The following is a 24,365-nucleotide window of genomic DNA, read 5'->3' as shown; positions in this document are numbered from 1 at the left end:
GTTGAGCGCCATGGATGGCGCGAAACGAGGCCCGCAGGATGCGGCTTCTGCCGTCCCCCGACCAGCCCCACCGCCCGGCGCCAAACCAGCAAACCGCTTGTAGCAGCCACCCGCCACGAGGGGGTCCCACCCGTTCGACCGAGTCACTCCGGAGACAACTGATCCATCCGTATCCGATTGGCGAACAACGAAAACGCCAGCATCCCCGCCAGCCCATTGGCCCGGCTCACCCAATGCGGCAGCCAACGCGGAGGCTGCAGGATCCCCGCCTCGAACAACGGCGCGAAGGTGATCGCATCAGTCAGCGTCATCTTGCCGGCGAACAACCAACGGCACACCTGCAGGCGGTCTTCGGCCAACATGTGGCGGAAAAACGTATGCACCGATACCAGTCCACGCAGGTAAACCGTGTCCTTGGTGAAGGCCATGCCGCCGCTGGGCGGAACGCCGCGGAACACGCGCTGGGCCGAAGCGAAGCTCTCCTCCAGGTTCTGCCCGGCGTCGCAGAAATAGCGGAACACCTCGATGAAGTCCGCACCCTCCCGGGCCATCGCAATGGCTTCGGTGCGCAGGCTGATGCGCTTCAGCCGCTCGATGTCGATGCTGCCGGTGATCTGCTCGGCGAAGGTGGCCAAGCCTTCCTGGGTGGCGGTGACGCGCGGGGATGACAATGCCAGGCTCGGCAGGACATGCTGCTCCCGGCCGTTCAACGCCGTAAGCGAGTGCACCAGCGCTTCGTGGTGGAACAGCTGTGCACGGTCGTATGCACTGAACCGGGCGCTGGTGCGCAGGCGGATGCGGGTCGGCCCGGCGGCCGCCTTGGAGACCAGTTCCGGATCCAGCTGCACCTGGATGATGCGCGATTCGAAGAACGCATCCAGGTCACTCTGCAGCTGCAGCTGCAGCGCGGTAGCCGAGACCGGGACCTGCTCTTCGGGTGCAAGCAGCTCGTGGTCCAGTTCGGCGGCGATCTGGATGAAATGACGCGCGGCATCGCGCGTGCTGGGCCCGTTGCCGGGCAGCGGCTGCTCGGGCGAACCGAACAACTGCACTGAACACGCATCCACTGCGGCGGTGCCCAACCCTTCCAGCAACTGCGCGGCCAGGTCCCAGCTCTGCGCGGACTGTTGCACGTAACGGCCCAGCGGATGGTCGGCATCGCAGTCGGCGGTCAGCGCCGCCAACGCGCGCCGCGCATCGCTGAAATCCAGCTTGGGGTAATCCACCTGGGGCAGCCGCGGCTGGCCACTGGCCACGCTGGCCAGGAACGGGGACTGCAGGGCCGCCGGCCAACTGGTCAGCCCCAGCAGCCGGATGCCGCCGACGGCCTCGACCAGCCGCGCATCCAGCGCGGCATGGTGGGCCACTTCATGGTCTAGCGTCGCGCCTGGATCCATGGGCCAACTATAGCCTGAGGCGGTAACGGCGTGACGACCAACGGTCGTCACCCACAAGATGGTCGTCACCCACAACGATGGCCAGCAGCCGTCACTACCGGCGGCGCGGCGCCTTGCCTGCGCCCCGACGGGCCGCGGTGCGGCGTTCCTGCGCCGTCTCGGCCTGGCGTACCGCCAGCTTTGCCGCCGCGGCAGCGACTTCTTCCTTCAGCTTGAAGTAGTTCAACACGCGGGTTTCTTCGATGTCGCCCTCTTCGATCGCCGCACGGACCGCACACCCCGGTTCCTGCTGGTGCAGGCAATTGCGGAACCGGCACTGTGCCGCCAGCGCTTCGATATCGGCGAAGCCGCCTTCGGCCAGCGTCTCTTCGCCGGTCGGCTTCAGTTCGCGCATGCCGGGCGTGTCGATCAGGCAGGCGCCCATCGGCAAGGGCATCAGCGCGCGATGCGTGGTGGTGTGGCGGCCGCGCGAATCGTTGGAGCGCACCGCGTTGGTCTTCATCCGCTGCTCGCCGAGCAGGGTATTGGTCAGGGTCGACTTGCCCGCACCCGAAGAGCCCACCAGCACCACCGTATGCCCCGCGCCCAGCCACGGATGCAGGGTCGCCACGCTGGCCGGATCCAGGCCGTTGACCGCCCGCAGCGCGATGCCCTGCGCCTTCAATTCTTCCAGCACCGCCAGCGCGTCTTCGGTGTACTCGGTCTGGTCGGCCTTGGTCAGCACCACCACCGGCTCGGCGCCGCCGCCGCCCACCAGCAGCAGGTAACGCTCGATCCGCCGCGGATTGAAATCGGCATCCAGGCCGCAGACGATGAACACCGTATCGACGTTGGCCGCGATCACCTGCTGGTGGTAATGCTCCCCTGCCGCGCCACGCTTGATCGCGGTGCGCCGCGGCAGCAGCGCGACGATGCGCACGCCCTCCAGCAGCACCCAGTCGCCCACTGCGGGGCGCTCATGGCTGGGGAAGCGCGGACGCTGCCATTCCGGCAGGGATTCGGCCTTGATCGACGCGTCCGGGCCATCGGCGACCACGTAGTGGGTGCGATGCTGCTCGATCACCCGCGCAGGCCGCGCCTGTGGATGGGTCGCCATCGCGGCCTGCCAGTCCGCCTGGTCGGCGGTGGCGGGCGGGCCGGGCCAAGGCCAGCCAATGGTCTGCAGTGCGGGGTAATCAGGGGTATCGGTCATCGCCCGCATTCTACCGGCAGCGCGCCTTGCGGGCGCGGGCGCTGGCCGGCGGAGACCCTTGCCATGCATCGCAGCAATTCAGCTAGTATGGGTCTTCCACGCCCATCGACGGCCCGTCTGCCATGTCCACCCCCACGCCCAAGCCCCTGGCCATCCGTGAGCGCCTTTCCGAAGTGCGCTACGAGATCCGAGGAGAGCTGGCGCGGCGAGCGCGGGAACTGGAGGCGCAGGGTCGCACGCTGATCAAGCTGAACATCGGCAACCCCGGCAACTTCGGCTTCCGCGCGCCGGAGCACCTGCAGCGCGCCATCGCCGATGACATGGGCCGCACCGATCCCTACACCCACCAGCAGGGCCTGCCGGAAGCGCGCGAGGCCATCGCGGCCGCCTACGCGCGTCGCGGCGCCCCCGACGCGCACCCGGACCGGGTATTCATCGGCAACGGGGTGAGCGAACTGATCGACCTGTCGCTGCGGGCGCTGCTCAATCCCGGTGACGAAGTGCTGGTGCCCTCGCCGGACTATCCGCTGTGGTCGGCCGCGACCATCCTCAACGACGGCCGCCCGGTGTATTACCGCTGCGCCCCGGAGAACGGCTTCCAGCCGGACCCGAGCGAGATCGAAGCACTGGTGTCCTCGCGTACCCGCGCCATCGTGCTGATCAACCCGAACAATCCCAGTGGTGCCAGTTACTCGCGCGAACTGCTCGAACGCATCGTCGCCATCGCGCGCAAGCACAACCTGCTGCTGATGGTCGATGAAATCTACGACCAGATCCTGTACGACGACGCAGTCTTCCAGCCGGTGGCACCGCTGGCGGGTGACCAGCCGTGCATCACCTTCAGCGGCCTGAGCAAGGTGCACCGCGCCTGTGGCTGGCGCGTGGGCTGGGCGATGCTGTCCGGCGAAGCCGAGCGGCTGGGCGAATTCCGCGCCGCGATGGACCTGCTCAGCGCGCTGCGCCTGTGCGCCAATGTGCCCGGCCAGTACGCCATCGATGCGGCGGTCAACGGTCCCGATACGATCACCCCGCTGTGCAGCCCCGGTGGCCGCCTGTATGAAACCCGCCGCGCGGTGATCGAAGCCTGCGCGGCCAGCGAACACCTTTCGCTGGTGGCGCCAGCCGGCGCGCTGTATGCCTTCCCGGCCGTGGTCGGCGATGCGGCCCGTGGCCTGGACGACCACGATTTCGCGTTGGAACTGATGAACGACGAGGGCGTGCTGGTGGTACCCGGCTCCAGTTTCAACGTGCCCTACCGACATCATTTCCGCGTCACCCTGTTGCCCGAAGCGGCGGTGATGCGCGAGGTGTTCTCGCGGATCGACCGCGCGCTGGCACGCCGCGCCGAAGCCAACCGCAAAGTGGTAACGCTGAAGCCGCGCCGCTCGGCCGTCGCCTGACTCCGATGGCACTCACCTGGCTGGCCCTGGGCGATTCCTACACGATTGGCGAAGGCGTTCCGGCGGAAGGCCGCTGGCCGCATCAGCTGGCGGCGTTGCTGCGCGCACGCGGCATCGCGCTGCAGGAGCCACGGACCATCGCCACCACCGGCTGGACCACCGATGAGCTGGACGCTGGCATCGATGCCGTGGCACCGGACGGTCCGTTCGATTTCGTCAGCCTGCTGATCGGGGTCAACAACCAATACCGCGGTCGGTCGCTGCAAGAGTACCAGCAGCAGTTCAGCGCCCTGCTGCAACGTGCACTGGCGTTTGCCGGCGGCAGGCCGGCACGGGTGCTGGTGCTGTCCATCCCGGACTGGGGCGTCACCCCGTTCGCGCATGATCGCGACCACGCTGCCATTGCCGAGGCGCTGGATGGCTACAACCATGCCGCGCAGGCGATCTGCAACGCGCTCGGAATCGCCTACGTGGACATCACCGATCTCTCGCGCCAGCACGGCGCGGAAGCGGCGATGCTCGCAGACGACGGCCTGCATCCTTCGGCGCGGATGTATGCGCTGTGGGCGCAGCGGGCCCTGCCGCTGGCCGAGCGCCTGCTCGCCTCCGCCGCCTGACCCGGTGACCGGCGCGCTGCCCACCGCGCATTCGCCGGCCTCTTCGCTGGACACCGGCGAGGCAACGGCCATCGCCCGCGCTTTCCTGCCGGAACGCAGCTGGGGCAACCGCAGCACCTACTACTACGTGCGCGCCAAGCTCGGCAGTGACCCGCTCTACAACGGCGTGCTGCAGGCCCTGCCCGACGATGGCCTGCCGCTGCTCGACCTGGGCTGCGGGCTGGGCCTGCTCGGCCACGTCGCGCGCCTGCACGGCCGCACGCAGCCCTATCTGGGCGTGGACCTGGACGCCGGCAAGATCGATCGCGGTGCGCGTGCGGTCCGCCGCGCGGCTCTTCACGCCCTGGACCTGCGCCATCTGGACATCCAACAGCCGCTGCCACGCCACAGCGGCCATGTAGCCGTGCTGGACGTGCTGCACTACCTGGACGCACACGCCCAGGCCAGCCTGCTGCAGGCGGCGGCAGCGCGTGTGGCGCCCGGCGGGACACTGGTACTGCGCAGTCCGCTGGATACCGGCGATGGCCGCGACCGCGCCACGCGCCTGACCGACCGGCTGGGCTGGCTGTCCGGCTGGATGCGTACCCGCCCACGCCACTATCCAACCGCCGGCGCGCTGCAACGCCTGCTCGACAAGGCCGGCCTGGTCGCCGAAGCGCCGCGCCGACTGCACGGGCGCACTCCGTTCAACAGTTGGCTGCTGGTGGCCACGCGCCCACCCGTGGCGCGCTGACCTGCCGCGTCAGGGGCCTGCCGGCAACCGCGCCTGCAGCCTGCGCTCGTGCAGTGCCTGCAGCACGCCTTCGATGATCTGCAGGTTGTGGCCATGTCCACTGCCTTCGTGCAGCAGCACGATCGCGCCGGGCTTCAGGTCCGGCAGCAGCCGCGCCAGCACCTGCGCGGGTGTGCAGTCCACCCCATCGAAACCACGCGCGCTCCAGCCCACCCGGGTCAGCCCCAGATGCTGCACCACCGGCCCCACGCACGGATTGGTCATGCCCACCACCGAGCGGTACCAGCGCGTGGGCCGCCCGGTGATCGCCTGCAGCGCCTGCTGGCAGTGGCCGATCTCGCGGGCCATGGCGGCCGGCCCCAGTCGCCAGAAACGCGCCTGCGGGTGGCTGTGGCTGTGATTGCCCACGTCATGGCCACGGCAGATCAGCTCGCGCACCAGCTCCGGATGGGCCAGCGCGCGCTCGCCCACCAGGAAGAAGGTCGCCTTGGCCTGGTAGCGGTCAAGCAGGTCCAGCACGGCGGGCGTATCCCTTCCGGGGCCGTCATCGATGGTCAGCCAGACCGCCTCGCCGGCCTCGGCCACGCGGCTGGTGACCGGGGTGTAGAAGCGGCAGTTGGGCAGGAAGACCGGCACCAGGAACAGCGCATGGCTGGCCAGCAGCAGGGCCAGTCCCCAGCCCCAGCCGGCAAGGATCCACACCGCCAGGGCGAGCAGCTGGGACAGCGCGAAGCCCAGCAGCGCGCGCCAGGGCCAGCGCGGGGGGCAATGCAGCGTTTCTACCGTGGTCATGCCCCATGATGCCACGGGGGGTAGAATCAGCGGTTCGATATCACCGGATTTCCACCGCCATGTCCCTCGATCCCGCCCTGCGTTCGCGCATCGAAACCCTCCTCGCCAATGATCGCGTCGTGCTGTTCATGAAGGGCCAGCCGTCCATGCCGCAGTGTGGCTTCTCGGCCAAGGCCGTCGGCGCACTACAGGACCTGGGCGTGGAGTTCGGCCACGTCAACGTGCTGGCCGACCAGGAAATCCGCGAAGGCATCAAGCAGTACGGCGACTGGCCGACCATCCCGCAGCTGTACATCGACGGCGAGCTGGTCGGTGGCAGCGACATCATCCTGCAGATGGCCTCCAGCGGTGAGCTGAGCAGCGTGCTCGGCCTGGCCGCCCCGGACCGCACCCCCCCGTCCATCACCGTGACCCCGGCCGCGGTGGAAATGCTCAAGGGTGCCCTGGCTGACTCGCCCGGCGCGGCCCTGCAGCTGGGCATCGATGCCCGCTTCCAGCCGAACTTCCAGCTGGCCCCGTTCGACGAGGGCGCGATCGCGGCCGAATCCAATGGCCTGCGCGTGCAGTTCGACCTGGCCAGCGCGCGGCGCGCCGACGGCATCACGATCGACTGGGTGGATGACATCCGCGGCAAGGGCCTGGCCATCGACAACCCGAACGCCCCCAAGGCCATCACCGAACTGTCGGTGCGCGATGCCGACGACCTGGTGCGTGCCGGCACCGTGCTGCTGGTGGACGTACGTCCCTCCGAAGAGCGTTCGATCGCCGCCGTCGGCGTGCCGTTCAAGGTCTTCGATGGCAATGGCCGTGCCGAGTTGGAAGCCCTGCCGAAGGACACTGCGCTGGCCTTCCTGTGCCATCACGGTGGTCGCAGCGCGCAGGCGGCCGAACAGTTCCGTGCACTGGGCTTCACCAAGGTGCACAACGTGACCGGCGGCATCGATGCCTGGTCCGACGAGGTCGACAACGGCGTGCCGAAGTACTGATCCGGCGTTTCATGCAGTGCCGTAACGATCTGGAAAACGCCGGCATCCGCCGGCGTTTTCCGTTATAGCGCCTCAACCCGCGAATCCGCCCTCGGCCAGGAAATCCATTTCTTCCATCGTGGTCATCCGCCCCAGCACCGCATTGCGGTGCGGGAAGCGACCGAAGCGCCGGATGATGTCCCGGTGCAGCTCGGCGAACTGCAGGTATTGCTTGTCGCCCAGTACGTCGAACATCGCCACCGAACGGTCCTGGTCCTGCAGCTCTTCAGAGTGTTCGAACGGCAGGTAGATGAACGCACGCAGCTTGGGCAGCAGCTCCAGGTCCAGGCCCTCTTCCACCGCGCGCATCGCGTAATGCCGGGCCAGCCCATCGGTTGCATACGAATGGGCGGTGCCGCGGAAGCAGTTGCGCGGGAACTGGTCCAGCAGCAGCATCAGCGCCAGCGCCCCTTCGGCGCTGGACAACCAGTGCTCGCGGGCCCGCGAGGCGGCCGCATGGTGTTCCTCCAGGAACAGCGCACGGAAGCGTGCGTCGAACGCGTCGTCGCGCGCGAACCATTTCGCCGGCCCTGCCTCGTTCCAGAACGCCACTACCTGCGCTGCGGTCTGCATATCCTGCTCCACGGGCTGCATCGGGGCGCCCTGCCCATTGCCGGTCATTCGTCGAACCGCAGGTGGCGGACCGATTTGCCATTGCGCCGGATCAGCCTCAAGGCCTCGATGCCGATCTGGATATGGTTGTCCACGAACTGCGAACTCACCTTGGCATCGGAGGCTTCGGTCTTCACCCCATCGGGGATCATCGGCTGGTCGGAGACCAGCAGCAAGGCCCCCGTCGGGATGTGGTTGGCGAAGCCCGCCGCGAACACGGTGGCGGTCTCCATGTCGATGGCCATGCAGCGCATGCTGCGCAGACGCTCCTTGAAGGCTTCATCGTGCTCCCATACGCGCCGGTTGGTGGTGAACACGGTGCCGGTCCAGTAGTCGTGGCCGAGGTCGCGGATCATCGTGCTGACCGCCCGCTGCAGCGCGAACGCCGGCAATGCCGGCACTTCCGGCGGCAGGTAATCGCTGGAGGTACCTTCACCGCGGATCGCCGCGATGGGCAGCACCAGGTCGCCCAGCTGGTTCTTGCGCTTGAGGCCACCGCACTTGCCCAGGAACAACACCGCCTTGGGCATCACCGCGGAAAGAAGATCCATGATGATGGCCGCGTTCGGGCTGCCCATGCCGAAGTTGATCATGCTGATGCCATCGGCGGTGACGCTGGCCATCGGCCGGTCCAGGCCCACCACCGGTGCGCCGGTCAGCTGCGCGAAAGCATGCAGGTAGCCGCTGAAGTTGGTCAGCAGGATGTGCTGGCCGAACTGGTCCAATGGCACGCCGGTGTAGCGCGGCAGCCAGTTGTCGACGATGTCCTGCTTGGTCTTCATGTGGCGGTCTTGGCGAACGTCAAGGCACGATTCTGCGAGAGGCGCGGCACAGAGTCGAGCATCGCCGGTGCGGAAACAAAAAGGGCGGCCCGCGGGCCGCCCTCGATCACGCATGGATCAGGCGTCGATCAGAACCGCACCGACCAGCGCGCATTGACCCCGTGGTCGCGGCTTTCATCGCCGAACTGGCCGTTGTAGCCCAGTTCCAGCTGCTGGCGCGGACTCAACCAGGCCGACAGGCCCAGCTCCGCCACCACCGCGCTGTCGGCGATCGGCGCGCCGCTGACGGCAAAGCTGCTGCCGCCCTCGAAGGCCAGCTGCGCCAGTCCATCGCGGTCACCAGAGGCGCGGCGATAGCCCACCCCGCCCACCACATGCAGCCACGCGTCCTGCTGGAACGCTGCCTTCAGCCCCTTGTCGAAACGCACGCCGGCGGTGGCCACGGTGGTCGCGGTGTCGGCCACCCGGCCGGTCAATGCGGCTGCACCGCCCTGCTCGCGCACATCGTCCACGTCTACTTCGACACGGGCGAGCTGCAGGTACGGCTCCAGTCCGCCCTGGGTGCCGCCGAAGCGGTAACCGGCTTCGATGAAGGCCTGTTTCGTCTTCGCCTCGTAGCTGGCATCCAGCGCGTCGCCGTAGCCGGCGAAGGCCACCTGGCGGCTGCTGTCGATGTCATGCCGGCTGTAACCGAGGCCACCGCGCAGACCGAACGCGCCCCAGCTGTGGCCGGCGTACAGGCCCACGTGGGTGTTGTCGATGCGCGCCTTGGCCGAGCGCCCCTGCGCCTGCTTCGTGTCGGTGCGGCCGTTGCCCAGCAGCAGGCCGAGCTGCCAGCCGCCGATGTCACGATCGATGCCGACCAGCAAGCCGCTGGTGTTGGACCGGGTACGTGCCGTGTTGGCATCGCCAGCCAGATTGCCGCTGCCGCCGATAGCCTGCACCCACGCACCGGTGGCCTGGCTGCCCTCGTCCTGCGGCGAACGTGCGCCTACCGCACGGCTCAGTGCCGCATCGCGCACGTAACGGCTGCTTTCCACCAGCGCCAGCGGCGTGGCGGCATGCAGTTCACCGCTCAGGCCATCCAACGCCGCACCGACCTGCTGCGGGAAAAGCAGGGTCAACGGCTTCGGCAGGCCCTGGTCCACGCCAAGCGCATCGGCCGAACCGGCCACCGCGCGCTGGTTGGCGGTGGTCGCCGCACTTGCCAGCAATTGGCCACGGGTGACCTCGATGTTGATGCCATTGTTGCCGTAGCCCACGCCGAACTGCAGGAACGGCGAGAACGCGCTGAAGTCGGTGGTGGCAAACCGGCCCTGCACCCCGCCATCGGCCTGGATGACGTTGAACTGCTCGCCCAGGTAGTAGATGCCCGCTTCCGGCAGCGCCTTCAGCGTGCCATCCAGCGAGGCGGTACCACTGACGCGCAGCAGGTCGCTGCTGCCCCCCGGCGACAGTTCGGCCAGGTAGACGCCGCTGGCGGTCTGCACGTAATCGCCATCGATGGTCAGCGTGCCGATCGAGTTACCCGGCGCGATGATGCCGGCCACGCGCGTATCGCCCAGCGTACCGGTGCCCTGCAGCAGGCCATTGGCCCCCACCACGGTGGAACCGCCGGTCTGCGTGCCGTTGAACGACAGCATGCCGCCGTTGATCGACAGCGATGCACCCTCCAGCAGCGCGCCCGCGGCGACCAGCCCGCTGCCGCCGCGGACATCCAGGTCGGTATCCACCAGGCTGCCGTTCAAACGCAGCTGGCCACCCTGCACCACCACCGCAGCGGTCAGCGTGTTGACGCCGTCCAGCTCCAGGATGCCTTCGCGCAGCACCGCGCCATTGAAGCTGTTGTCACCGCTCAGGCGCAGCCAGCCGTTGCCGGACTTGGTCAGCGCACCGGGGCCGCCGATGTCGTTGGTCCAGTCATCCCACGCATCGCCTTCCCACACCTTCAGGCCGCCGGCCGCGGTGTTCATCACCACGTGGGTGTCCACCCGCAGCTGGCCATAACCTTCAATGGCCTTTTCCAGGTTCACCAGGCCCCAGCCGTAGACATCGTCCACGCCTTCGGCGCCAAGGTCGGTGGCAGTGGTCAGCAGCACGTCGCGCACCTGCGCGTTGTCCAGGTACGGGAAACGTTCGAACAGCAGGCCCAGCGCGCCGGTGACGTGCGGGGCCGCCATCGAGGTGCCGCTCATCTGTTCGTAGGTGTAGCTGGGCACGCGCTGCAGTACGTCCAGCAGCACGTTCTGGTTGTCATCGGTGGCCAGCTGGCCTTCCAGCCCTTCCGAACCGTACGAGGTGGAGATGATGTCGCTGCCCGGCGCGGCCAGGCACCAGTTCGCCGCCAGCCCGCAGCGGTGCGACAGGTCGCTCAGCTGCAGGTTCTGGTCGAGGTTCACCACGGCAAGCCAGTACGGCTCGATGTCCGCGAAGGCGCGCGGCAGCGTGGCATACACGCCGGCCAGCGGAGCCTCTTCCGGGCTGGGGTTGTAGGCGGCGGAGTTGCCGGCTGCCCACACCTGGATCATGCCGGCCTGGCGCGAGCCTTCGGCGAAGATATCCAGATAGGCGCGGTCGCCTTCGTGGTTGTAGATCTCATCGAACTGCTCGACGGTCTCCGGCTCGCTGCCCAGGCCCCAGCTGTGGTTGATCGCGCGCACGCCCTGGGCGTTCATCTGCGAATACATGCTGGCGAAGGCGTCTTCGCTCGGTCCGACCTGCGGGAACACAGCGCCTTGGCGGTAGTAATTGTCCGTTCCCAGGTACCACTCGACATAGCTGTCGAAGAACAGCTTGGCCGCGGCCAGGTCCGCGCCGAAGGCGACGCCATGCATGCCGCTGCCATCGCGGTTGGCGGCGATGGTGCCCGATACATGCGTGCCATGGGTGTTGAAGGTCAGGCCGTAAGGCGCACCGGCACCGATCAGGAAGGCGATGTCTTCCTCGGTCAGGCCGTAATCGAAGCCGATGGCCTCCAGCGCCACCACATCACCGTCACTGGCGAAGCAGGCATCCGGCCCCCACAACGCGTTGACGTTGGTGCACGAGGTGCCATCGGGCAGCAGGTCGGCGATGCGGATGCTGCTGTGGTTCTTGCCGGCGAACTCATCGTGCGCCAGGCCACTGCCACTGTCGAACACGCCCAGCCGGATCCCCTGGCCGGTCAGGCCGCGCGCATAGGCGGCATCGGCGTTCATGGCAGCCAGGCCCCAATCCACCTGGAACTCGTCGGTCTGCCAGCTTTCGCGGTTGCCGGCGTTGCCCATTACCGGAGCGGTTTCGGCGGCCGCTGCCAGTGCGGTCGCAGCCGAACGCGCAACGCTGGCCGAAGGCACCGATGCGGCAGCTGCCTGCACGCTGCGCAGCTGCTGGTACCGGTCAAGCGGCGCATCCTGCGGCTGCGCCAGTGCAGGCATCGCGGCAGCCACCAGCAAGGATCCGGCGATGGCCGAAGCAAGCAGCGAAGGAAGGGGGCGGCGCGACGAAGAAGAAGTACGGAACAACGTGGTACGGGTCATGGTTGGATCTATTCCTTGATTACGTGGTTCATCCTGGGTGCGCGCGGCCATTGCAGCTCGCGGCGACCCACACGGCGGACAGCGCGTGGCGCCATCGCTCCCCGAGATTACCGCAAATATGCAGGCGCGCTTTTCTCGTTCCGCCGCATGCGTTGGCAACGCCAGGCCGAAGGTCACTTGGCAAGCAGGGCGATAGTCCGTTAGCGTCAGCGGCCTGCACCACCATGCTCACGGGGACTCCATGTACAACCTGCTGCACGCCGGCATCGGCCTGGCGCTGCTGTCGCTGGCCGCTGCGCCGGCCACCGGCGCTTCGCGCTTCATCCAGGATCCGTATCCCAGCACCTACCAGCCGCGCAGCAGCGAGGCCGTGCTGATCCACAACGCCACCGTGCTGACCGGCACCGGGCAGCGCCTGGACGATGCGGACGTGCTGCTGCGTGACGGAAAAGTGGTGGAGGTCGGCCGTGCCCTGCAGGCGGGCAACGAGGTGCGCCGCATCGACGCGCACGGGCGCTGGGTGACCCCCGGCCTGATCGACGTGCACTCGCACCTGGGCGTATATCCCAGCCCCGGCGTCAGCGCGCACAGCGATGGCAACGAGATGACCGCGCCGGTGACCGCCAACGTCTGGGCCGAACATTCGGTGTGGCCACAGGATCCCGGTTTCGCCGAGGCGTTGGCCGGCGGGGTGACCAGCATGCAGGTGCTGCCCGGTTCGGCCAACCTGGTCGGCGGCCGCGGCGTGGTGCTCAAGAACGTACCCACCACCACCTACCAGGCGATGAAGTTCCCCGGTGCGCCGTGGGGGCTGAAGATGGCCTGCGGCGAGAATCCCAAGCGCGTGTACGGCGGCAAGGGCACCGCACCGGGCACCCGGATGGGCAACGTGGCCGGCTACCGCGCCGCCTTCATCGATGCCAGCGAATACATCGCCAAGAACACCGCCAAGCCGGCCAAGCGCAAGCGCTGGTTCGGCGGCGACAAGGCAGACAGCAGCGGCGACAGCGGCGGCAAGCGCGACCTGAAACTGGACACGCTGGCTGGCGCGATCCAGGGCGACATCCGCGTGCACATCCACTGCTACCGCGCCGACGAGATGGCCACCATGCTCGACCTGGCCGATGAGTTCGGGTTCAGGATCGCCGCGTTCCACCACGGCGTGGAAGCCTACAAGCTGGCCGACCGACTGGCCCAGGAAGGCGTCTGCGGCGCGCTGTGGGCTGACTGGTGGGGCTTCAAGATGGAAGCTTTCGACGGCATCCAGGAGAACATCGCGCTGGTCGATCGCCCTGCCAACAGCTGCGCCATCGTGCATTCGGACTCCCCTGAAGGCATCCAGCGCCTGAACCAGGAAGCGGCCAAGGTGATCGCCGCCGCGCGCCGCGCCGACATGCCGGCGATCGCGCCGGAACGCGCCATCACCTGGATGACCGCCAATGCGGCCAAGGCGCTCGGCATCGAAGGCAAGACCGGCACCCTGGAAGCGGGCAAGAACGCCGACGTGGTGGTGTGGAACGGCAACCCCTTCAGTTCCTATGCGCTGGCCGACCAGGTCTTCATCGACGGTCATCAGTACTACGACCGGGCCGATCCGCGCAGCAAACCGGTGTCTGATTTCCGTCTCGGCCAGGAGGTGCGCTGATGATCGGTGCACGCATCAAGACCGCGCACGTCCTCGCCCTGCTGCTGGGCCTGGCCGCGTCGCTGCCCGCCACCGCGCAGGACCTGTTGATCCGCAACGCGACCGTGCACACCGCCAGCGCGCGCGGCAGCCTGTCCAATGCCGATGTGCTGGTGCGCGGCGGCGTCATCCAGGCGGTCGGCAGCGGCCTTGCCGCACCGGCCGGCGTGGCGGTGGTGGAGGCCGAGGGCCGTCCGCTGACGCCCGCGCTGTTCGGTGGCATCACCGAAATCGGCATCGAGGAAGTATCCGGCGAAGAGAGCACGGTGGACAGCACCCTGACCCTCGGCGAGCAGCCGTTGCGGCCGGAGTTCGATGTCACCCTGGCCTACAACCCGGCCTCGATCCTGGTTCCGGTGGCACGCGTGGAAGGCATCGGCTTCACCGCACTGGGCGCGCACACCGGCGGCGGCTTCATCGCCGGCCAGGGCGGCGTGGTCCGGCTGGATGGCAGTGCCGATCCGATCGGTCCGCGCGCTCTGTACCTGCGGCTGGGATCGGCCGCGGCAGAGCTGACCGGCAAGTCCCGCGCTGCCCAGTGGATGCTGCTGCAGCAGGCCGTCGACGAGGCCCGTGGCCGCGTCGGCAGTGATTCCCCGCATGCCCTGCTGACCCCCGCCGGCCGGCGCACGCTGGCCGATTACCTGGCCGGCAAGGGCCGCATCATCATCGAAGTGGACCGTGCCTCGGACATCCGCCAGCTGCTGCGCTGGTCGGCACGCGAGAAGGTGAAGATCGCCATCGCCGGCGGCGCCGAGGCCTGGCAATTGGCAGCCGAACTGGCCCAGGCCCGCGTGCCGGTCTTCGTCGATGCGCTGGGCAACCTGCCGACCACCTTCGACCAGATCGGCGCGACCCTGGAAAATGCCGCCCGCCTGCGCAAGGCCGGCGTGGAGGTCAGCTTCACCCAGAGCGGCGATGCCTCGCACAACGCGCGCAAGGTACGCCAGCTGGCGGGCAACGCGGTGGCGCATGGCTTGCCGTGGGCCGACGGACTGGCCGGCCTGACCCGGGTACCGGCGCAGGCGCTGGGCGTGGGCGACCGCATCGGCAGCATCGAGCCGGGCAAGCTGGCCGACCTGGTGCTGTGGGAAGGCGATCCGCTGGACGTGGCGCATTATGCCGAGCAGGTGTGGCTGGGCGGACGCGCGATGCCGATGCGTTCGCGCCAGACCGAACTGCGCGACCGTTACCTGCCGCGCACGGCGCAGCCCTGACCTGCCCCGGCCCCGCGCCCCAAGGACACCCCCCTGCCGGCTGCGGTGCACCGCAGCCGCTGGACACCGGGACGCCGATGGCACGCGCGGAATTCCCAAAAGTGCGATACGTTTCACGCTTATGAAGCGGTAAACGCGCCTGGAGGGGGCCTGCGAATGCGCATCGGAATCGTCGTTGACTCGGCCTGCGACCTGCCGCAGGACTTCATCACCCAGCACAACATCGTCCTGCTGCCGATCACGGTGCGGATCGGCGAAGCCATCCTCGCCGATCATCGGGACGAACAGGCCACGCTCAGCTTCCTGCATGCCCATGTGGCCGAGAACGGCGCGGAGGCGGAGACCATCCCCTTCAGCGTCCAGCAGATCCGTGACCTGTTCCTGCAGCGCCTGGTGATCGACTACGACCACGTGTTCTGCATGACCATCACCAAGACCCGCAGCCCGATCCACGACAACGCGCTGCAGGCCAGCTTCGCCATCCTCAACGACTACAAACCGGTGCGCCAGGCGGCAGGTTTCAATTCGCCGTTCGCGCTGCGGGTGATCGACACCCAGAACCTGTTCGCCGCCCAGGCCGTGACCGCCGTGGAAGCGGTGCGGCTGCGCGACAGCGGCGCCAGCGTGCAGCAGATCCGCGAGCGGCTGGAAGAACTGGCCGGCAACGTGCATGGCTACATGATCACCCGCGACCTGTACTACATGCGCGCCCGCGCCCGCCACAAAGGGGATCGCAGCGTCGGCCTGATCAGCGCCGCGCTGGGCAGTGCACTGGACATCAAGCCGGTGCTGCACGGCTACCGCGGCGAGACCGGCCCGGTGGCCAAGATCAAGGGCTTCGACAACGCGGTGACCAAGCTGTTCGAGGTGGTCGGCCAGCGCGTACGCGCCGGGTTGATGACCCCGGCGGTATGCCTGAGCTACGGCGGCGAACTGGACGAACTGCGCGCCCTGCCCGGCTACGATGCGCTGCGCCAGGTCTGCAGCGACCACGGCGTGGCGGTGCTGGAAACGGTGATGAGCCTGACCGGCATGGTCAACGTGGGCAAGGGGGCATTGACGGTCGGTTTCGCCGATGGACCGCACCGCTTCGAATGAGTAGCCTGCGGCGGTCCTGCACGCACCGTGCACCGGCCGCCTGCAACGCTTGCACCCTTGAACGGAGATGCCAATGACCACGTACTACATCAGCCTGCCGGACCCGGCCAAGGCCCGCGGCAGCGATACTGAACTTGCTTTCACCGCCCATGGTGCCGAGGGCTTCGCCGAGCAACTGCAGGCTGCCCTGGCCAACCCGACGCTGTTCGAGAAGTGGAAGGCCAAGCAGTCCGATCCGGACGCGGTGCCCGAACAGTGGGGCGTCACCGACCCTGCCGCCAGCGTGACCGGCAGCCAGGACGACCTGCAGATCAAGCTTGAAGCCCGCACCACGATCAAGGGCGAGATCCTGAAGGAACGCCTGCGCCTGCTCGCCGGCCCGCACTGGACCCTGCACGACGTCCGCTCGTAACGCCGCGCCATGCCCGGCGGCTTCCGCAGGAAGGGGCAGGTGGCCGCCGGGTCAGGAAGGTGCGAAAATCACCCCCCTTTCAGGCCCGCCGTTGGCGCCGGCCGTCCCACCGAGGTTATGTGAAGACCCCCCAAGGCCTGCAGGCGCTGATCGACGACGGCGTGATCGATGAAGTGCTGCGCCCACTCAAGAGTGGCAAGGAAGCGGCTGTGTACGTGGTACGCAGCGGTGACGATGTGCGTTGCGCGAAGGTTTACAAGGACATGGCACAGCGCAGCTTCCAGCAGCGCGTGCAGTACCAGGAAGGCCGCAAGGTCCGTGGCAGCCGCGAAGCCCGTGCCGTGGGCAAGGCCAGCAAGTACGGCCGCAAGCAGCAGGAAACCGCCTGGAAGAACACCGAAGTGGACGCGCTGTACCAGCTGCGCGACGCCGGTGTCCGCGTCCCCGAGCCGCATGGCTACTACCACGGCGTGCTGGTGATGGAACTGGTCACCGATGCCGAGGGCTTCTCCGCCCCGCGGCTTGGGGAAGTGGAACTGGCGCCGGACCAGGCACGCGATTACCACCAGGTGCTGGTGCGCCAGGTCGTGCGCATGCTGTGCTGCGGCCTGATCCACGGCGATCTGTCACCGTACAACGTGCTGGTGGACCCGGAGGGTCCGGTGGTGATCGATTTCCCGCAGGTGGTCAGTGCCGCAGGCAACAATGCCGCACGCAGCATGCTGCTGCGCGACGTCAACAATCTCACCGCCTACCTGGGGCGCTTTGCCCCGGAGCTGCTCGACACCTGGTACGGCGAAGAGATGTGGGCGCTGTTCGAAGCCGGTGACCTGCTGCCCGATTCGCCGCTGACCGGCACCTTCGTCCACGATGAAACCACCATCGACCTGGACAGTGTCCGCCACGCCATCAACGATGCACGCGAAGAAGCGCTTATCCGCCAGCAGGGTCGTGAAGCCGCCGAAGAAAACGACGACTGACCCGAAAGGTCACGCTGTCCCGTAGCGCCGAGCCATGCCCGGCGCTCCCCCATCACAGCGCCTTGGCGTGGTGCGCGATGTGATCACCGATGAAGCTGGCGATGAAGTAATAACTGTGGTCGTAACCGGGTTGCAGGCGCAGCTGCAGCGGATGGTCGGCCGCTTCGCAGGCCGCCTGCAGGCGCTGCGGCTGCAATTGCCCGCCGAGGAACTCATCGGCGTCGCCCTGGTCGACCAGCAGCGGCAGGCGCTCGGTCGCAGTGGCCACCAGTTCGGTGGCATCCCACTGCGCCCACGCGCTGCGATCGGTACCCAGGTAGGCACTGAACGCCTTCTCGCCCCACGGCACCTGGCTGGGCGCCACGATCGGTGAGAACGCCGATACGCTGCGGTAGCGGCCAGGATTGCGCAGTGCCAGCACCAGCGCGCCGTGACCGCCCATCGAATGGCCGCTGATGCCGCGCGCATCGCTTGCCGGGAAATGCGCTTCGATCAGCGCCGGCAGCTCCTCCACGATGTAGTCGTGCATGCGGTAGTGGCGCGCCCACGGTTCCTGCGTGGCATTGAGGTAGAACCCCGCGCCCTTGCCCAGGTCGTAGCCTTCCGCATCGGCCACCTCATCGCCGCGCGGACTGGTGTCCGGCGCGACCAGGATGATGCCGTGCTCGGCGGCGTAGCGCTGTGCACCGGCCTTGGTGATGAAGTTCTGCTCGTTGCAGGTCAGCCCACTCAGCCAGTACAGCACCGGCAGCTTCTGCGTGGCGGCCTGCGGTGGCAGGTAGACCGCGAATTTCATCTCGCAGTCCAGCACCTCCGAACGGTGCTGGTAGACGTCCTGCCAGCCGCCGGAACAGGCGCGGTGTTCAATGCGTTGCATGGTGTGGCCCCCGATCAGAAGTGCACGACCGAACGGATCGACTTGCCTTCATGCATCAGGTCGAAGGCTTCGTTGATCTTTTCCAGTTCCATGGTGTGGGTGACGAACGGCGCCAGTTCGATATCGCCCTTCATCGCATCTTCGACCATGCCCGGCAGCTGGCTGCGTCCCTTCACCCCGCCGAACGCGCTGCCCTTCCAGGTACGGCCGGTGACCAGCTGGAACGGACGGGTGGAGATCTCCTTGCCGGCGCCGGCCACGCCGATCACCACTGACTGGCCCCAGCCACGGTGCGCGCATTCCAGTGCAGCGCGCATCACGTTGACGTTGCCGATGCACTCGAAGCTGTGGTCCACGCCCCAGCCGGTCATTTCCACGACCACCTGCTGGATCGGCGCCTCGTGCTCGCTCGGGTTGACGCAGTCGGTGGCACCGAACTCACGCGCCAGTTCGAACTTGGACGGGTTGGTGTCGATGGCGATGATGCGCCCGGCCTTGGCCTGGCGCGCGCCCTGGATCACCGCCAGGCCGATGCCGCCCAGCCCGAACACCGCCACGCTGTCGCCTTCCTGCACTTTGGCGGTGTTGTGTACCGCGCCGATGCCGGTGGTGACGCCGCAGCCGAGCAGGCAGACGTGTTCCGGATTGGCATCCGGGTTGATCCTGGCCAGCGATACTTCGGCCACTACGGTGTATTCGCTGAAGGTCGAGCAGCCCATGTAGTGGTAGATCGGCTCGCCGTTGTAGCTGAAGCGGGTGGTGCCATCGGGCATCACGCCCTTGCCCTGCGTGGCCCGCACGGCCACGCACAGGTTGGTCTTGCCACTCTTGCAGAACAGGCATTCACCGCACTCGGCGGTGTACAGCGGGATCACATGGTCGCCCGGCTGCACGCTGGTCACGCCCTCGCCCACTTCCACCACGATGCCGGCGCCTTCATGGCCCAGCACGGCCGGGAACAGGCCTTCCGGGTCATCACCGGACAGGGTGAACGCATCGGTGTGGCAGACGCCGGTGTGGGTGATCTTGACCAGCACCTCGCCCTTCTTCGGCGGGGCGACGTCGATCTCGACGATCTTCAGTGGCTGGCCAGGACCAAAGGCTACGGCGGCGCGGGACTTCATGGTGGGTTCTCCAGGGGACGGGCAAGGACAAGGGTAGGCAGGCGCGTGTTGCGCGCGTGTTGACGAGCGCCCGCACGCGGCGGGCATGGTTCATTTCAGGTAGGAGCGGATCAGCGCGCCCATGTCGCGCACGCGCTCGGCACGCTGCGCGTCGGACGCTGCAGGCTGGCCGAATTCCTCGCGCAGGTGCGCTTCCATGACCTCGGACATCAGCCCGTTCACCGCACCGCGGATGGCCGCGATCTGCTGCAGCACCGGGCCGCAGTCCGCGCCGGATTCCAGCGCGCGGTCCAGTGCATCGCACTGGCCGCGAATGCGCCGCACGCGGGCCAGGACCTTCTTCTTTTCTTCAGCGGAATGCGGCATCGGGCAGCGGCCATGGAACTATACTGGGGGACAGTATATCGGCGAGTGCCGTGGCGGTCCAGCCCACGTCATGGCGGGATCACCGCAGACCCGCCGCCAGCTCCCGCACCAGCACCTCCAGGTGCACGAAATACTGCGTGATGGGGTTGTTCGCCTCCCCTGCAGCCTCGGCACGCAGCAGGAAGGGATTCATCAGCGAGTGGCGCAGGATGGACAGGCTGCCCACGCTGCCGGCCTCGCCCCCGTCCAGGCCGAGCTGGCGCAGGATGCGCTGCATGTCCCGCCTGCCCACCGCCTGCTCGCGCAGACTGGTGCTGGAAGCGAGGAAGGCCGGGCAGCGGCCATTTCCCAACGGATCAGGCCTGAGCCGATCATGGAGCTGCTGCACGAATCGGCTGGCCGCATCGATGCAGCGATTGCCCTGCGGGTTCAACGCAAGGCACACCAGGTTGCTGTCCGGCTCGCACGGCACCAGCACTTCGGCCACGTCGCGAACGCGCTCGGCGAAGTCCGTCACCTGGTCCGTGAAAAATTCGGCGGCCAGCAGGGTGCGACGAGCCAGCACGCCGAAATGGGCATGGTCCAGCGGCAGTACGCGCTGGCTGACATAGGCCGCCGCAGCCATCGCGCCCGGTCGCGAGCCCTCCGGGGTGAACTGCCCCACGCGCGCGTACTGACCGATGTAGCCGGCCGCGGGATCGCCGGCGAACACGTAGTCGGCCTGTTCGGCCAGCAAGGGCATCGCGCGGTTGTCACGACAGACGAAGGCACCTGCGCCGCATGCCAGGTACCCCAGTTTGTGCGGATCCACGGTGGCCGAATCTGCCCGGGCCAGGCCCTCGAACGCGCGGTAGACATAGGGTTGCGGGAAGTCGCGATACTCAGCGCGCATTTCCTGCAACGACCGCAACGCCCCGCTTTCATGGCGGAATACGCTGGCAAGATAGCCGCCCCATGCCGCATCCACGTGCACGCTGAAGCCCAGCCCCGCCCGGCTCGAGCGATCACGGGCATCGCATATCGCCTCCACCGGGTCGATGCTGCCGTACTCGGTGCTGCCCAGCACGGCCACGACCATCAACACCGGCTGGCGCGTACGCGCGCAGTCGCGCAGTGCTTCGTCCAGGGCCTCGATGTCCAGTCGCATGCCCTGGGTGCGCAGCAGCCGCAGTTGCGCCTTGCCCAGGCCGACCAGCTTCATGCCCTTGTTCCAGGAATAATGCGCGGTCGACGATGCCAGCACCAGCGGAACGCGAAGCGTGGGATGGCGGGCGAAGAATTCGTTCAGGCCCAGTGTTTCGACCTGCTGCTCAGTGACCCGGGCACGCCACCGCTGGCGGTCAGCGGGTGGAAGCGCGGCAATCCACGCCTGCCATTGCTGGAACAGCGCGATGCCGGCAGCGGGACCGCAGTTGAACGCCCCGTCGTCATCCTCCGGCAGGGGAATGTCCGGCACCTTGGCAGCACGCAGCGCCACCGGCCAGGCCTTCAGTGACATGGCCAGGCGCAGCGCCTGGTAGTTGGCGGTGGTGCCGCCGGAGGTCAGGTGGCCGAAGGCACAGTCCGGCTGCCTGACATCGTGGGGCCAGCCGAGCATGCGGGCCAATTGCAGGCCAACCTCCATTTCCATGCGCATGGTGACCGCGCCGGAGTCCGTGTTGATGTTGTTGGGGTCGTAAGGCAGCGTCAGCATCTGCGCCAACAGGCCGGGCAGCAGCAGGTCCGATGACATGTGGCCGATGTAGCGTGGGCTGTGGAAAGGCACTGAATCCTTCAGTGCATGGGACAGTGCGCTGAGTTCTTCCAACATGCGCCGCTGCAGCTGACGGTATTTCGGCGAGGCCGCGCGCGGAGCCGGCACGGGCCCGTCGCCCCGCGGGTGCAGGCTTCGACGCCACTCGACATGATCGCGGAAGAAGTCGTAGAGCAGCTCCTGGATGAACCCGTCGTTGTCGGCGAAGGGCCCGAGAAAACACGCAGCCATGGGATCCTGCAACGACTGCAGCGCTGAGCAGGCGGGAAGATCAGGGGCGGGAGCGGGCCACGCCTGGGTAAGGACGGCGGGATTGGAAGCGCGTGATTGCATGCGGGTATACACCTTGGCCATGGCAGGAAAGTGCTGCCGCGGCAACGCCGGCGGTTGGCGCCTGCTTCATGTTCGGGTGCGCGTGCAGCAGCCCGATCCTGCGTTGCCCGGTCCATGGCGATTGCAGGGAATCTGCCCGACAGGGCATCGGGATTTCCGACAATGGGCCGTTTGCGGGTGTACCCGTCATCCGGTGCGCGGCAGTGCCCCGCGCGTGCCCGTCATGCAGATGACCGGCGCAGGCTCGGATACGGATGCAGACGGCGCGCAGGCGCCATTCACGCCACGCGCAGCAAGTCCACGAACGCACGCAGCGCCGAGGTCATCTGCCGCTGCCGCGGGTAATACAGCACGAACCCCGGGAACGGCGGACTCCAGTCTTCCAGCATGCTGACCAGCTGCCCGGACGCCAGCCACGGACGCGCGGCGTCTTCCAGCACGTAGGCAATGCCCAACCCGTCCAGCACGGCGCGCACGATGGTGGTCTGCTCGCTCAAGGTGATCCGGCCCTGGACGTCGATCTCCAGCGCTTCATCGCCGCGTTCGAACTGCCATTTGTACAGATGACCGCTGGCGAAGCGGAAGCGAACGCACTGGTGGCGCAGCAGGTCCCGCGGGTGCTGCGGGGGTTCGTGGCGGGCCAGGTAGGCGGGAGAGGCCACGATCATGCCGCGCAGGGCCGGCCCCAGCGGCACGGCCACCATGTCTTCGGGCACGAACTCGTGCAGGCGCACGCCCGCGTCGAAACCCTCGGCGACGATGTCCACCAGCCCGTCGTTTTCGGTCACCTCGATGCGCACGTCCGGGTGCGCGCGCAGGAAATCGGCCAGCCGCGGACTGAGCTGGGTCGGCACGGCGGCGCGGGCCGCGTTGATGCGCAGCAACCCTGCCGGGGTGGCGCGGAACTGGTTCATTTCCTCCAGTGCGTCGCTTACCTGCCCCAGTGCCGGCTGCAGCCGCTCCATCAGCCGCTGGCCGGCCTCGGTCAGCGAGACGCTGCGCGTGGTGCGGTGGAACAGGCCTACCCCCAGCCGTTCTTCCAGCGCACGGATGGCATAGCTGACCGCCGACGTGGACAGCGCCAGTTCGGCAGCGGCGCGGCGGAAGCTGCGATGACGCGCCACGGCGGCAAACGCCGCGAGATGGGTGAGGTTATCCGTCGCCATTATGCTGTCCGCCTTGATGAATCATCCCGATCAACGGCCTATGTCGGGCGTCGCCGCGGGCGTATTGTAAAGCGCCTTTCCATAAACCCTGCCAAGGATTCCCCCATGTCCCTCGCCAAAGCTTATGCCGCGCATTCCAACACGGCGCCGCTGGTTCCATTCACCTTCGAGCGCCGCCCCGTCGGCGCCGGCGATGTCCGCATCGAGATCCTGTACAGCGGTATCTGCCATTCGGACCTGCACCAGGCCCGCGATGACTGGGGCGGCGCAAAGTACCCGATGGTTCCCGGCCACGAGATCATCGGCAAGGTGGTCGAAGTCGGCGCCGAGGTCACCACGCTGAAGGTCGGCGACTTCGCCGGCGTCGGCTGCATGGTCGATTCCTGCCGCCATTGCGAAGCCTGCAGCCACGACCTCGAGCAGTACTGCGCCGAAGGCGCGACGTTCACCTACAACGGCACTGACCGGCATACCGGCGAAACAACGCAGGGCGGCTACTCCGACCACATCGTGGTGGAGCAGCGCTTCGTGGTGAAAGTGTCCGAGACGCTGGACCTGAAGGCCGCCGCGCCGCTGCTGTGCGCCGGCATCACCACCTATTCGCCGCTGAAGCACTTCAAGGTCGGCCCGGGCCAGAAGGTTGGCGTGATCGGGCTGGGCGGGCTGGGCCACATGGGCGTGAAGTTCGCCAAGGCCCTCGGCGCGCAGGTGGTGATGATCACCACCACCCCGGAAAAGGGCGCCGATGCCACCCGGCTGGGCGCCGATGAGGTGCTGGTGTCGCGCGATCCGGAGCAGATGAAGGCCCACGCGGGCAGCTTCGACTTCCTGCTCAACACCATCCCGGTCGGGCATGACACCAACCCGTACATGGGCCTGCTCAAGCGCGATGCCACGATGTGCCTGGTGGGCGTGCTGACCGAACTCGACCCGCCGCTGACCGGCGTGAGTGTGATCTTCGGCCGCAAGCACCTGACCGGATCGGCGATCGGTGGCATGGCGGAGACCCAGGAAATGATGGATTTCTGTGCCGAGCACGGCATCGTCAGCGACGTGGAAGTGATCAACATCCAGGACGTCAACGAAGCGTGGGAGCGCATGGCGAAGAATGACGTGCGCTACCGCTTCGTGATCGACATGGCCTCGATCAAGGGCTGATCAGGCAGGCGAACGGCGGAGCCCCTCGTGGTGGGCCGCGTAGAGCCTGGTCTCTGGTTTGAGCCGGGCGGTGGGACTGGCCGGGGGACGGCAGAAGCCGCATCCTGCGGGCCTCGTTTCGCGCCCTCC

The 24,365-nt window shown here is 67.6% G+C and carries 20 protein-coding genes and 1 pseudogene; 10 read left to right on the top strand and 11 right to left on the bottom strand.

Annotated elements, in window-relative coordinates; all coding sequences use genetic code 11:
* Nucleotides 1-143: 143 nt before the first annotated feature.
* Nucleotides 144-1,397 carry a flavohemoglobin expression-modulating QEGLA motif protein gene (locus tag H9654_RS05590; RefSeq protein ID WP_191769679.1) on the bottom strand — a complete coding sequence of 418 codons (1,254 nt, stop codon included), beginning with the start codon at nucleotides 1,395-1,397 and terminating at the stop codon, nucleotides 144-146.
* A gap of 94 nt (nucleotides 1,398-1,491) precedes the next feature.
* Nucleotides 1,492-2,598 (bottom strand): ribosome small subunit-dependent GTPase A, encoded by a 1,107-nt coding sequence (gene rsgA / locus H9654_RS05585; protein ID WP_191769677.1) that lies wholly within the window; start codon nucleotides 2,596-2,598, stop codon nucleotides 1,492-1,494.
* A 113-nt stretch (nucleotides 2,599-2,711) separates the two neighbouring features.
* Here rsgA and H9654_RS05580 point away from each other — a divergent pair, with 113 nt between their 5' ends.
* From H9654_RS05580 to H9654_RS05570, 3 genes are read left to right on the top strand one after another with little or no spacing between them, the layout of a single operon-like run.
* Nucleotides 2,712-3,989: a pyridoxal phosphate-dependent aminotransferase gene (locus H9654_RS05580; protein ID WP_182657690.1), complete on the top strand. Its 1,278-nt coding sequence runs from the start codon at nucleotides 2,712-2,714 to the stop codon at nucleotides 3,987-3,989.
* A 5-nt stretch (nucleotides 3,990-3,994) separates the two neighbouring features.
* Nucleotides 3,995-4,606, top strand: coding sequence for an SGNH/GDSL hydrolase family protein (locus H9654_RS05575; protein WP_191769675.1), 612 nt, complete (start codon nucleotides 3,995-3,997; stop codon nucleotides 4,604-4,606).
* A 4-nt stretch (nucleotides 4,607-4,610) separates the two neighbouring features.
* On the top strand, nucleotides 4,611-5,339 hold the full coding sequence (locus tag H9654_RS05570; RefSeq protein ID WP_318241116.1) for a methyltransferase domain-containing protein: 729 nt from the start codon (nucleotides 4,611-4,613) through the stop codon (nucleotides 5,337-5,339).
* 9 nt (nucleotides 5,340-5,348) lie between these two features.
* On the opposite strand, the gene H9654_RS05565 is transcribed toward H9654_RS05570, so the two are convergent.
* Nucleotides 5,349-6,131 (bottom strand): polysaccharide deacetylase family protein, encoded by a 783-nt coding sequence (locus H9654_RS05565; protein WP_191769671.1) that lies wholly within the window; start codon nucleotides 6,129-6,131, stop codon nucleotides 5,349-5,351.
* 59 nt (nucleotides 6,132-6,190) lie between these two features.
* On the opposite strand from H9654_RS05565, the gene grxD reads away from it, so the two are divergent.
* A complete protein-coding gene (grxD, locus tag H9654_RS05560; protein ID WP_042613684.1) occupies nucleotides 6,191-7,117 on the top strand; it encodes a Grx4 family monothiol glutaredoxin in 927 nt (308 codons plus the stop codon).
* 72 nt (nucleotides 7,118-7,189) lie between these two features.
* On the opposite strand, the gene H9654_RS05555 is transcribed toward grxD, so the two are convergent.
* The 3 genes from H9654_RS05555 to H9654_RS05545 form a co-directional block, all read right to left on the bottom strand.
* Nucleotides 7,190-7,729, bottom strand: coding sequence for a DUF924 family protein (locus H9654_RS05555; RefSeq protein ID WP_191769669.1), 540 nt, complete (start codon nucleotides 7,727-7,729; stop codon nucleotides 7,190-7,192).
* Between the two features lie 44 nt (nucleotides 7,730-7,773).
* Nucleotides 7,774-8,550, bottom strand: coding sequence for an AMP nucleosidase (locus tag H9654_RS05550; protein WP_101098963.1), 777 nt, complete (start codon nucleotides 8,548-8,550; stop codon nucleotides 7,774-7,776).
* A 128-nt stretch (nucleotides 8,551-8,678) separates the two neighbouring features.
* Nucleotides 8,679-12,068, bottom strand: a complete 3,390-nt coding sequence (locus H9654_RS05545) for an autotransporter domain-containing protein (RefSeq protein WP_191769667.1) — start codon at nucleotides 12,066-12,068, stop codon at nucleotides 8,679-8,681.
* 241 nt (nucleotides 12,069-12,309) lie between these two features.
* On the opposite strand from H9654_RS05545, the gene H9654_RS05540 reads away from it, so the two are divergent.
* The 5 genes and pseudogenes from H9654_RS05540 (at nucleotide 12,310) to H9654_RS05520 (ending at nucleotide 17,459) form a co-directional block, all read left to right on the top strand.
* Nucleotides 12,310-13,713: an amidohydrolase gene (locus H9654_RS05540; protein ID WP_191769665.1), complete on the top strand. Its 1,404-nt coding sequence runs from the start codon at nucleotides 12,310-12,312 to the stop codon at nucleotides 13,711-13,713.
* Nucleotides 13,714-13,772: 59 nt separating this feature from the next.
* A pseudogene (locus tag H9654_RS05535) lies at nucleotides 13,773-14,969 on the top strand (amidohydrolase family protein); the annotation flags it as partial.
* Nucleotides 14,970-15,125: 156 nt separating this feature from the next.
* Nucleotides 15,126-16,067 (top strand): DegV family protein, encoded by a 942-nt coding sequence (locus tag H9654_RS05530; RefSeq protein WP_182657704.1) that lies wholly within the window; start codon nucleotides 15,126-15,128, stop codon nucleotides 16,065-16,067.
* 67 nt (nucleotides 16,068-16,134) lie between these two features.
* Entirely contained in the window at nucleotides 16,135-16,479 is a 345-nt protein-coding gene (locus H9654_RS05525; protein ID WP_191769661.1) for a hypothetical protein, read from the top strand.
* A gap of 119 nt (nucleotides 16,480-16,598) precedes the next feature.
* On the top strand, nucleotides 16,599-17,459 hold the full coding sequence (locus tag H9654_RS05520; protein WP_191769659.1) for a PA4780 family RIO1-like protein kinase: 861 nt from the start codon (nucleotides 16,599-16,601) through the stop codon (nucleotides 17,457-17,459).
* 52 nt (nucleotides 17,460-17,511) lie between these two features.
* Here H9654_RS05520 and fghA read toward each other — a convergent pair whose 3' ends face one another.
* The 5 genes from fghA to H9654_RS05495 form a co-directional block, all read right to left on the bottom strand.
* Nucleotides 17,512-18,336, bottom strand: a complete 825-nt coding sequence (gene fghA, locus H9654_RS05515) for an S-formylglutathione hydrolase (RefSeq protein WP_191769658.1) — start codon at nucleotides 18,334-18,336, stop codon at nucleotides 17,512-17,514.
* Between the two features lie 14 nt (nucleotides 18,337-18,350).
* Nucleotides 18,351-19,460, bottom strand: coding sequence for an S-(hydroxymethyl)glutathione dehydrogenase/class III alcohol dehydrogenase (locus H9654_RS05510; protein ID WP_101098955.1), 1,110 nt, complete (start codon nucleotides 19,458-19,460; stop codon nucleotides 18,351-18,353).
* A gap of 90 nt (nucleotides 19,461-19,550) precedes the next feature.
* Complete coding sequence (locus H9654_RS05505) at nucleotides 19,551-19,826, bottom strand: metal/formaldehyde-sensitive transcriptional repressor (protein WP_042613675.1); 276 nt, start codon at nucleotides 19,824-19,826, stop codon at nucleotides 19,551-19,553.
* A 79-nt stretch (nucleotides 19,827-19,905) separates the two neighbouring features.
* Entirely contained in the window at nucleotides 19,906-21,810 is a 1,905-nt protein-coding gene (locus H9654_RS05500) for a pyridoxal phosphate-dependent decarboxylase family protein (protein ID WP_191769656.1), read from the bottom strand.
* 380 nt (nucleotides 21,811-22,190) lie between these two features.
* Complete coding sequence (locus H9654_RS05495) at nucleotides 22,191-23,078, bottom strand: LysR family transcriptional regulator (RefSeq protein ID WP_191769654.1); 888 nt, start codon at nucleotides 23,076-23,078, stop codon at nucleotides 22,191-22,193.
* Between the two features lie 105 nt (nucleotides 23,079-23,183).
* Here H9654_RS05495 and H9654_RS05490 point away from each other — a divergent pair, with 105 nt between their 5' ends.
* A complete protein-coding gene (locus H9654_RS05490) occupies nucleotides 23,184-24,236 on the top strand; it encodes an NAD(P)-dependent alcohol dehydrogenase (RefSeq protein WP_191769652.1) in 1,053 nt (350 codons plus the stop codon).
* The last annotated feature ends 129 nt before the right edge of the window (nucleotides 24,237-24,365 follow it).

Origin of the sequence: Stenotrophomonas lacuserhaii (genome assembly GCF_014836545.1) — a bacterium.
Classification (GTDB): Bacteria; Pseudomonadota; Gammaproteobacteria; order Xanthomonadales; family Xanthomonadaceae; genus Stenotrophomonas; species Stenotrophomonas lacuserhaii.
Note: the sequence above shows the minus strand (reverse complement) of the source record. Positions and strands in the feature narration are given on the sequence as shown.

Coding starts and splice junctions, on each gene's coding strand:
- grxD (WP_042613684.1), top strand. CDS start 6,191: ATGTCCCTCGATCCCGCCCTGCGTTCGCGCATCGAAACCCTCCTCGCC.
- H9654_RS05575 (WP_191769675.1), top strand. CDS start 3,995: ATGGCACTCACCTGGCTGGCCCTGGGCGATTCCTACACGATTGGCGAA.
- H9654_RS05565 (WP_191769671.1), bottom strand. CDS start 6,131: ATGACCACGGTAGAAACGCTGCATTGCCCCCCGCGCTGGCCCTGGCGC.
- H9654_RS05510 (WP_101098955.1), bottom strand. CDS start 19,460: ATGAAGTCCCGCGCCGCCGTAGCCTTTGGTCCTGGCCAGCCACTGAAG.
- H9654_RS05555 (WP_191769669.1), bottom strand. CDS start 7,729: ATGCAGACCGCAGCGCAGGTAGTGGCGTTCTGGAACGAGGCAGGGCCG.
- H9654_RS05545 (WP_191769667.1), bottom strand. CDS start 12,068: ATGACCCGTACCACGTTGTTCCGTACTTCTTCTTCGTCGCGCCGCCCC.
- H9654_RS05590 (WP_191769679.1), bottom strand. CDS start 1,397: ATGGATCCAGGCGCGACGCTAGACCATGAAGTGGCCCACCATGCCGCG.
- H9654_RS05530 (WP_182657704.1), top strand. CDS start 15,126: ATGCGCATCGGAATCGTCGTTGACTCGGCCTGCGACCTGCCGCAGGAC.
- H9654_RS05540 (WP_191769665.1), top strand. CDS start 12,310: ATGTACAACCTGCTGCACGCCGGCATCGGCCTGGCGCTGCTGTCGCTG.
- H9654_RS05550 (WP_101098963.1), bottom strand. CDS start 8,550: ATGAAGACCAAGCAGGACATCGTCGACAACTGGCTGCCGCGCTACACC.
- H9654_RS05525 (WP_191769661.1), top strand. CDS start 16,135: ATGCCAATGACCACGTACTACATCAGCCTGCCGGACCCGGCCAAGGCC.
- H9654_RS05580 (WP_182657690.1), top strand. CDS start 2,712: ATGTCCACCCCCACGCCCAAGCCCCTGGCCATCCGTGAGCGCCTTTCC.
- H9654_RS05505 (WP_042613675.1), bottom strand. CDS start 19,826: ATGCCGCATTCCGCTGAAGAAAAGAAGAAGGTCCTGGCCCGCGTGCGG.
- H9654_RS05495 (WP_191769654.1), bottom strand. CDS start 23,078: ATGGCGACGGATAACCTCACCCATCTCGCGGCGTTTGCCGCCGTGGCG.
- H9654_RS05500 (WP_191769656.1), bottom strand. CDS start 21,810: ATGGCTGCGTGTTTTCTCGGGCCCTTCGCCGACAACGACGGGTTCATC.
- fghA (WP_191769658.1), bottom strand. CDS start 18,336: ATGCAACGCATTGAACACCGCGCCTGTTCCGGCGGCTGGCAGGACGTC.
- H9654_RS05490 (WP_191769652.1), top strand. CDS start 23,184: ATGTCCCTCGCCAAAGCTTATGCCGCGCATTCCAACACGGCGCCGCTG.
- rsgA (WP_191769677.1), bottom strand. CDS start 2,598: ATGCGGGCGATGACCGATACCCCTGATTACCCCGCACTGCAGACCATT.